This window comes from Streptomyces sp. NPDC002835, assembly GCF_053591995.1.
Genome location: NZ_JBSFUW010000033.1, coordinates 85,592 through 92,070, shown reverse-complemented (window position 1 = coordinate 92,070; position 6,479 = coordinate 85,592). Strand labels below are relative to the sequence as shown.

Genomic DNA, 6,479 nt, shown 5'->3' with positions numbered 1-6,479 from the left:
CGAAGTTCGCGCTCCGCGGCCGCGAGCGCCTGGGCCTGCTGCGGGTCAAGGAGGACGCCCTGGTGCTGCACTCGATGCACTGGCCGGACGAGATCAGGTCCCCGGCCTCGCTGGCGCCGCCCGCCGTGGACATCGAGGACTCGGAGGTCGACGGGGCCATGGCGCTCATGGACGCGATGAGGGAGGAGGACATCTCTCAGTACACCGACCACTACCGCGAGGCGGTCCAGGAAGTGATCGCCGCCAAGGCCGAGGGCAGGGAGCCGCCGGCCGCCGAGGAGGAGGCGGAGCCGGGCGGTCAGGTCGTCGACCTGATGGCCGCGCTCAACGCCTCCGTCGCGAAGGCCCGCGAGTCGCGCGGCGAGGACGAGCACGCGACGGTGCACGAGATGCCGCAGCCGAAGAAGAAGGCGGCCAAGAAGGCGCCAGCGAAGAAGGCCACCGCGAAGAAGGAAACGGCCAAGAAGGAAACAGCCGAAAAGACCTCGGCCAAGAAGACCGCCGCCAAGAAGTCGGGCGCCAAGACGGCGAGCGCCAAGAAGACCGCAGAGAAGAAGACCGCCGCCCGGCGCGGTTCCCGCGCCTCCTAGCCGGGCGAGGTCCCGCCCCTGCCCCCGGCACCCGACGCGTCGGCGAGGCCGCGTCAGTGGTGGTGGCCGTGGCGGCCCAGCGTCTCCACGGGGGCCGCGCCGGGACGGGTCCACTGCGGCACCGGCCGGCTCGTCGGGCCCCAGGTGGCGACGCCGTCGGTGTCAGAGCGCCAGTACCAGCAGGCCTGGCCGCCCTCGGACGGATACCCCTCGCGGACAGCGCCGAGCACGGGCCGGCCCTCCGGGTTGTCATCCCACGCGCACATTGCGGTCCGGGGGCGCGCGGATGACCCACGACGAGCCCACGTTCGTCCCGTCGCAGCGCTCGACCGCGTGGCTGTGCACCACGCATCTGCTGCTGCACGCGATCACCGCCGACCGGACCGTTCCCGTCCGGGCCTGCCTGGCGTACTCGGCCGACGACCCGTACACGGTCTACCTGGACAGCCACACCGACGCGAAGACGCCGGTCACCTGGGCCCTCTCCCGTGAGCTGCTCACCACCGGCACGAAGCGCCGGGCCGGCGCGGGCGACGTGCTGGTCTATCCCGGCAGCGACGCGGACAGCGTCTACCTCCTACTCGCGGACCGCGGCACCGGAACCGGGGACGCGCTGCTGCGGGCCCAGGCGTCGGACGTGGAGGCATTCCTGCGCTGGAGCGAGCGCATCGTCCCTCCGGGGCGGGAGAGCGAATACCTCGACATGGACGCGCTCATCGAGCAACTCCTGGGCCAGGACCCGCCGGTCTGACCGGCGGCACGCACCGGCGGACACGGCACGGCACCCGTCCGGAGCGACCGCCGTGGCAGGGCGGCGACCACCTCGAACGACGTCGACGAACCGGGCCGGGTGTACGGCGGCCCGGTCGAGAAGGGTGTGCGGACCGATGTCCACCCTCTGGAGAAGTGTCCTGTCCGCCCTGCGTGATCCCAGGGCGGCCGACCGGACCCGGCACCTCGCGCTCGGCGCCGCCGACATCGCGCTCAGGCAGGACCCGGACGCGACGGCGGACGACGTCCGGGACATCGCCCTCGCGGAGTTCGGGATCGTGCTCGCCCCGCAGGCCGCGGCCGGCGCGCTCGCCTCCCGGCGAAGGGACCTGAACGGCAGCACTTGACCTGCCCCCCGGCACGGTTCCGGGCCGGGAGCAGGCCGGCCGCTACCTGCGTCCGGGCCGGTCGGCGTCGTCGCGCGCCCGCGGGAGCTGGGAGTGTCCCTCGCTCCAGTGGTTCACCCACCCGCAGTGCGGGCAGGCGTAACGGCCGTCAACGCCGTAGATCTCCGTACCGCACTGCGTGCACTCGGTACGCGTGATCTCGGAAGCGTGCTCTTGCTTCTGTGGAGGCTGCCGGCTCATGGACGGACCCTATCGTCGCGGCAGGTACGGGACGGCGGACGGCCCGGCCGGTGTCCGGCGCGGTCCCGTGTCAGCGCGGTCCGGTGTCTCCGGCAGGCGTTCGAGAGCGGCGGCGACGTCGGTGTGCCGGGCGATCTCCGTCAGGGCGCGGGCCACGACCGAGCCCGGTTCCCGGGCCGTGACCACCAGCCCGACCGGAACCGTACGGGCAGCTTCCACCAGCGGCGCGGTGAGCCCGCGCATCGCCTCCTCGGTGACCGCACTGTCGGGCGTTGCCCGTACGAAGTTGCCGGCGACGCCGAGGAAGACCTTGGCGCGGCCCTCGTGCATGGCGCGGATGCCGTTCACCGCGTCCAGACCGTGACGGGCGGGCGGGGTGAAGCCGAACTCGCGCCCCAGGGAGTCGAGGAACGCCTGCGGCATCCGCTCCCACACTCCCATCGTGCGGTCGTCCTGGACGTTGCTGTGGCCGCGCACCGGACACACGCGCGCGCCCGGCCGGCCGATGTTGCCGCGCAGCAGCAGGAAGTTGACGATCTCACGGATGGTGGGGACCCCGTGCTTGTGCTGGGTCAGGCCCATCGCCAGCACACGATGACGCTCCCGCTCTCCATGACCTGGGCGTGCACGCGCTCGATCTCCTCGCGGGACAGACCGGTCGCGGTGAGCACGTCGTCCCAGGAGGTCTTGGCGGCCTGCGCGGCGAACTCCTCGAAGCAGGCGGTGAATCCGTCGATGAAGCCGTGGTCGAGCACGGTGCCCGGCGACCACCGCGGGCAGACCCGTCGCCCAGGTCTTGGACGCGGTGACGGACAGGTCGTCGCTCGGGTCCTCGATGCTGTTCATGATCTGGCCCCGCCTCTGTCGACATTCCGGATCGCACTGCGGGAGCAGCTTCATGAGTTTCGCGATGGGGTGTCGAAGACAGGTTTCCGATGGTGTGATCGGCGCGGCTTATCGGCGTGCGGAACCCGCCTGCGCAGCGGGTTCGTGTCGTCGGGCGGGCGCCTGCTCGGCGTCGGCGCGCGGAGGAGGGCTGTTGACGGCCCGGCCGCCTGGTCGGTCGGGTTCGTGTCCTGCGGGCGCGGTGACCGTCGCGAGCGTGGCGGCGGTGACGAGGGCCGCGAGCAGCCCACAGACGCTGCGGGTGAGGATGCGGATGCGTCGTTCGCTGCCGGCCCGGGTGGAACCGGCGCTGGGGAGCGTCGCGATGGAGACCTGGTCACCAGGGTGCTCAGCCGCTCTCTCAGCGCCTCGGGATCGTCTTCCAGAGCCGGCTCCTGGTGGCCGCGGTGCTGCCCTCGGTTTCGACGGCTGCCTGGGAGACGCTGAGCCCGAGGCCGTCGCAGAGCAGGGCGACGCGGCTGTACGTCCCCGGCATGTCGAGAAGCGCCTGCGGAATCGGCTCGGCCGGCCTGGGCTCGGGACGTCTGAACGCAGGGCGGAATCCGTGCCACGGGGACAGGGCGTAGTCGTACGCCCGGGCCCGCACCCAGCCGACAGGGTCGGCGTCGACCGCGACCTCCGGCCAGTGTTCCCAGGCATGGTGGAAGGCGTGCTCGACGGCCTCGAACGCGAACCCGCGGCGCCCGGTGAGCAGGCGGATCTGGTGGATCAGACCTGGTGCGGCACACGTGTAGAGCGCGTCGAAGGCGTCCTGCGGTGTCGTGGCCGACCGGAAGGGCAGTCCGCGGGGAACGCGGTCCGGGGCTACGGCTTAGGTGCGGTGGCGTGTCCTCCTCATGCGGACCCGCCACGCCGCGCTCCCGGGTGTGCGGGTCGACCGGGGTGTTCTGGGCGGAGGTCCGGCCGCCGCCGCGAGCTGTCGCGCTGTGGGGAGCTCTCCCGCTTCTGCCGGGGTGGGAGAGCGTGCTTTCTGGCCGGTGCCCGCCGAGCCTCGTGTCCCGGCGGGGCCCGGTGTGTCGTGCGGGTCGGCTTGCGGCGGGGGCCCGTCACTGCGCGCCGGCCACAAGACGCTGGTCGCCGCCTTCGCCGCGGACGGCACTCCGCCGGCCGCCGGCCACTACCACCCGGCCGACGGTGCCACCGAGATCGGGGGGATCGCCACCCTGCCCACCGCCAGCCGTCAGGGTCTCGGCGCCGCCGTCATGACGGCCTTGGTCGCCCACGCCCGCGAACACGGTGTCCGCATGGTCTTCCTGGCCTACGCAGAGGAGGCGGTGGCCCGTATTTACGCCCGCCTCGGATTCCGCGTGGCCGGCACCACCCTGCTGATCGCCAACCAGCCGGCACGCGGGCAGTGACGCCGACCGGCTGACGGCACACGCGGCGCACACAGCGCACAGGGCACACGCGGCAATGGGCCCGGGCGCCTCCCCGGGCCCGGCGTCCCGCGGTGCTTCAAGCTGCCGGACGGCTACGTGATCGTTCAACAGGCGGAACCAAAGCTCTGAGTCGGCGACATGGAAAGCGCTTGCGCGAATCATTGACATGCCCACATCTCGACGCCACTCTGGGTCTCGCCATCAGCGGGTCCATCCGGAGATCCGGCTGAAACGGTTCGCGGATTGACCGACCGTCAGTCGCGGCGTGCCGTTCTCACGGTTCTCATACGAGAACAGAGTTCAACAAGCAGAACGTCGTTGAGCCCGTGAGGACCGCCCGCCCGGCCGAACCGCTGTGACGACGAAGGGGGAGAAAGCCCGGCGGCCCGCAGGTCAGCAGTGGGACCTGCGGCCCCGCCCACCTGCCGACCCTGAGGTCCTCGAGGTTCTGAGGGACCGCCGACGGCCTCGAAGACCCGGGGCCACGGCGAACCACCGAGCCGGTCCACAGCGGAAGTGACCACCCGCAGCAGCCCGGAAGCCCCACGGCAACATTCGCCCGCCCCACGGGAGTTCGGCAGCCGCCAGGGCCACCGGGACGTCACGGCAGACAGCGGAACAACCCCACGAAGACGAAAGGCGAGACGAGCATGAAACATCCAGTCGCACTACGACTCTCCGCGGTACTGGCCACAGGGGCCGTCGCGGCCGCGGCCGGTGTGGCCCTGGCGATGCCCGAGGCGTCGGCCGCGGCCGCCGGCGCCACCGGCTACGCCACCCAGAACGGCGGAACCACCGGCGGTGCGGGCGGCCAGACGGTGCGGGCCACCACGGGGACCGCGATCCACGCGGCCCTGTGCAACCGGGCCAGCAGCAGCACCCCGATCACCATCCAGGTCGAGGGCACCATCAACCACGGCAACACCAGCAAGGTGTCGGGCGGCAGTTGCAACACCGCCGACGGCGTGATCGAGCTCAAGCAGATCAGCAACGTCACCCTCGTCGGCGTCGGCAGCGGAGCCGTCTTCGACCAGGTGGGCATCCACATCCGCGAGGCCCGCAACATCATCATCCAGAACGTGACCGTGCGGAACGTCAAGAAGTCGGGCTCGCCCACCTCCAACGGCGGCGACGCCATCGGCATGGAGAGCGGCGTCCGCAACGTCTGGGTCGACCACACCACGCTCGAGGCGTCGGGCGGCGAGTCGGAGGGCTACGACGGTCTCTTCGACATGAAGAACAACACCCAGTACGTGACGCTGTCCTACAGCATCCTGCGCAACTCCGGCCGCGGCGGCCTCGTCGGATCCAGCGAGAGCGACCTCTCGAACGGCTACGTCACCTACCACCACAACCTGTACGAGAACATCGACTCCCGTGCGCCCCTGCTGCGCGGCGGTATCGGCCACATGTACAACAACCACTACAAGAGCCTCAACTCGTCCGGCATCAACTCCCGCGCCGGTGCCAAGGCCAAGGTGGACAACAACTACTTCGAGGACTCCAAGGACGTCCTCGGCACCTTCTACACCGACGCGGCCGGCTACTGGCAGGTCAGCGGCAACATCTTCGACAACGTGACCTGGTCCAGCCGTAGCGGCGACAACAACCCCGCCGGCCCGGACCCGAAGTCCAACACCACCGTGAGCATCCCGTACTCCTTCAGCCTCGACGCGGCCGGCTGCGTGCCGGGCGTCGTGAGCCAGACTGCGGGCGCCAACAAGGGACTGCGCGTCTCCGACGGCAACTGCACCCCGCAGACGCCGGACCCGACGGACCCCACGCCCGACCCGACGGACCCGACGCCGGATCCGACCGACCCCACGCCGGACCCCACTGACCCGACCCCGCCCACCGGCACCAACCTGAGCATCGGCGCCGGCTCCGACGGCAGCAGCAAGGCCGACGGGACGAGCTACGGCAACGTGCGCGACGGTGACATGGGCACGTACTGGTCGCCGACCGGCTCGACCGGTTCCGTGTCGATCAAGTGGGGCTCCGACACCACGGTGTCTGCGATCAACATCCGGGAGGCAGCCGGCTCCGTGGGCGCCATCAGGTCCTGGCGGGTCGTCAACCACGACACCGGAGCCGTACTGACCTCCGGCACCGGCGCGGGCGTCATCGACGTCCCCCGGACCTCGTTGCGGAAGATCACCTTCGAGATCACCGGCTCGACGGGCACGCCGCGGATCGCCGAGTTCGAGACCTACGCCGGCTGACCCCGAGCCGCGTGCCCTGATCTC

5 protein-coding genes and 3 pseudogenes are annotated in these 6,479 nt (G+C 71.2%); 5 read left to right on the top strand and 3 right to left on the bottom strand.

The features are described 5' to 3' along the window. Positions 1 to 590: pseudogene (locus tag ACWD01_RS28585) on the top strand (Ku protein); the annotation flags it as partial. 53 nt (positions 591 to 643) lie between these two features. Here ACWD01_RS28585 and ACWD01_RS28580 read toward each other — a convergent pair. Then, positions 644 to 850 (bottom strand): annotated as a pseudogene (locus tag ACWD01_RS28580) (DUF899 domain-containing protein); the annotation flags it as partial. A gap of 26 nt (positions 851 to 876) precedes the next feature. On the opposite strand from ACWD01_RS28580, the gene ACWD01_RS28575 reads away from it, so the two are divergent. Continuing rightward, a complete protein-coding gene (locus ACWD01_RS28575) occupies positions 877 to 1,341 on the top strand; it encodes an SsgA family sporulation/cell division regulator (RefSeq protein ID WP_451165672.1) in 465 nt (154 codons plus the stop codon). A 136-nt stretch (positions 1,342 to 1,477) separates the two neighbouring features. Further along, positions 1,478 to 1,708: a hypothetical protein gene (locus ACWD01_RS28570; protein ID WP_451165671.1), complete on the top strand. Its 231-nt coding sequence runs from the start codon at positions 1,478 to 1,480 to the stop codon at positions 1,706 to 1,708. Between the two features lie 477 nt (positions 1,709 to 2,185). On the opposite strand, the pseudogene ACWD01_RS28565 reads toward ACWD01_RS28570, so the two are convergent. Beyond that, positions 2,186 to 2,715: pseudogene (locus tag ACWD01_RS28565) on the bottom strand (hypothetical protein); the annotation flags it as partial. A 479-nt stretch (positions 2,716 to 3,194) separates the two neighbouring features. Then, positions 3,195 to 3,329 carry a hypothetical protein gene (locus ACWD01_RS28560; RefSeq protein WP_451165670.1) on the bottom strand — a complete coding sequence of 45 codons (135 nt, stop codon included), beginning with the start codon at positions 3,327 to 3,329 and terminating at the stop codon, positions 3,195 to 3,197. A 502-nt stretch (positions 3,330 to 3,831) separates the two neighbouring features. Here ACWD01_RS28560 and ACWD01_RS28555 point away from each other — a divergent pair. Together ACWD01_RS28555 and ACWD01_RS28550 are read left to right on the top strand one after the other, a co-directional pair. Further along, positions 3,832 to 4,212, top strand: coding sequence for a GNAT family N-acetyltransferase (locus ACWD01_RS28555; RefSeq protein ID WP_451165669.1), 381 nt, complete (start codon positions 3,832 to 3,834; stop codon positions 4,210 to 4,212). Between the two features lie 671 nt (positions 4,213 to 4,883). Next, a complete protein-coding gene (locus ACWD01_RS28550; protein WP_451165668.1) occupies positions 4,884 to 6,455 on the top strand; it encodes a pectate lyase family protein in 1,572 nt (523 codons plus the stop codon). Positions 6,456 to 6,479: the final 24 nt, after the last annotated feature.

Excerpts from the sequence above, each read along its gene's own strand:
- ACWD01_RS28575 (WP_451165672.1), top strand. The coding sequence starts at position 877 with ATGACCCACGACGAGCCCACGTTCGTCCCGTCGCAGCGCTCGACCGCG.
- ACWD01_RS28570 (WP_451165671.1), top strand. The coding sequence starts at position 1,478 with ATGTCCACCCTCTGGAGAAGTGTCCTGTCCGCCCTGCGTGATCCCAGG.
- ACWD01_RS28560 (WP_451165670.1), bottom strand. The coding sequence starts at position 3,329 with ATGCCGGGGACGTACAGCCGCGTCGCCCTGCTCTGCGACGGCCTCGGG.
- ACWD01_RS28550 (WP_451165668.1), top strand. The coding sequence starts at position 4,884 with ATGAAACATCCAGTCGCACTACGACTCTCCGCGGTACTGGCCACAGGG.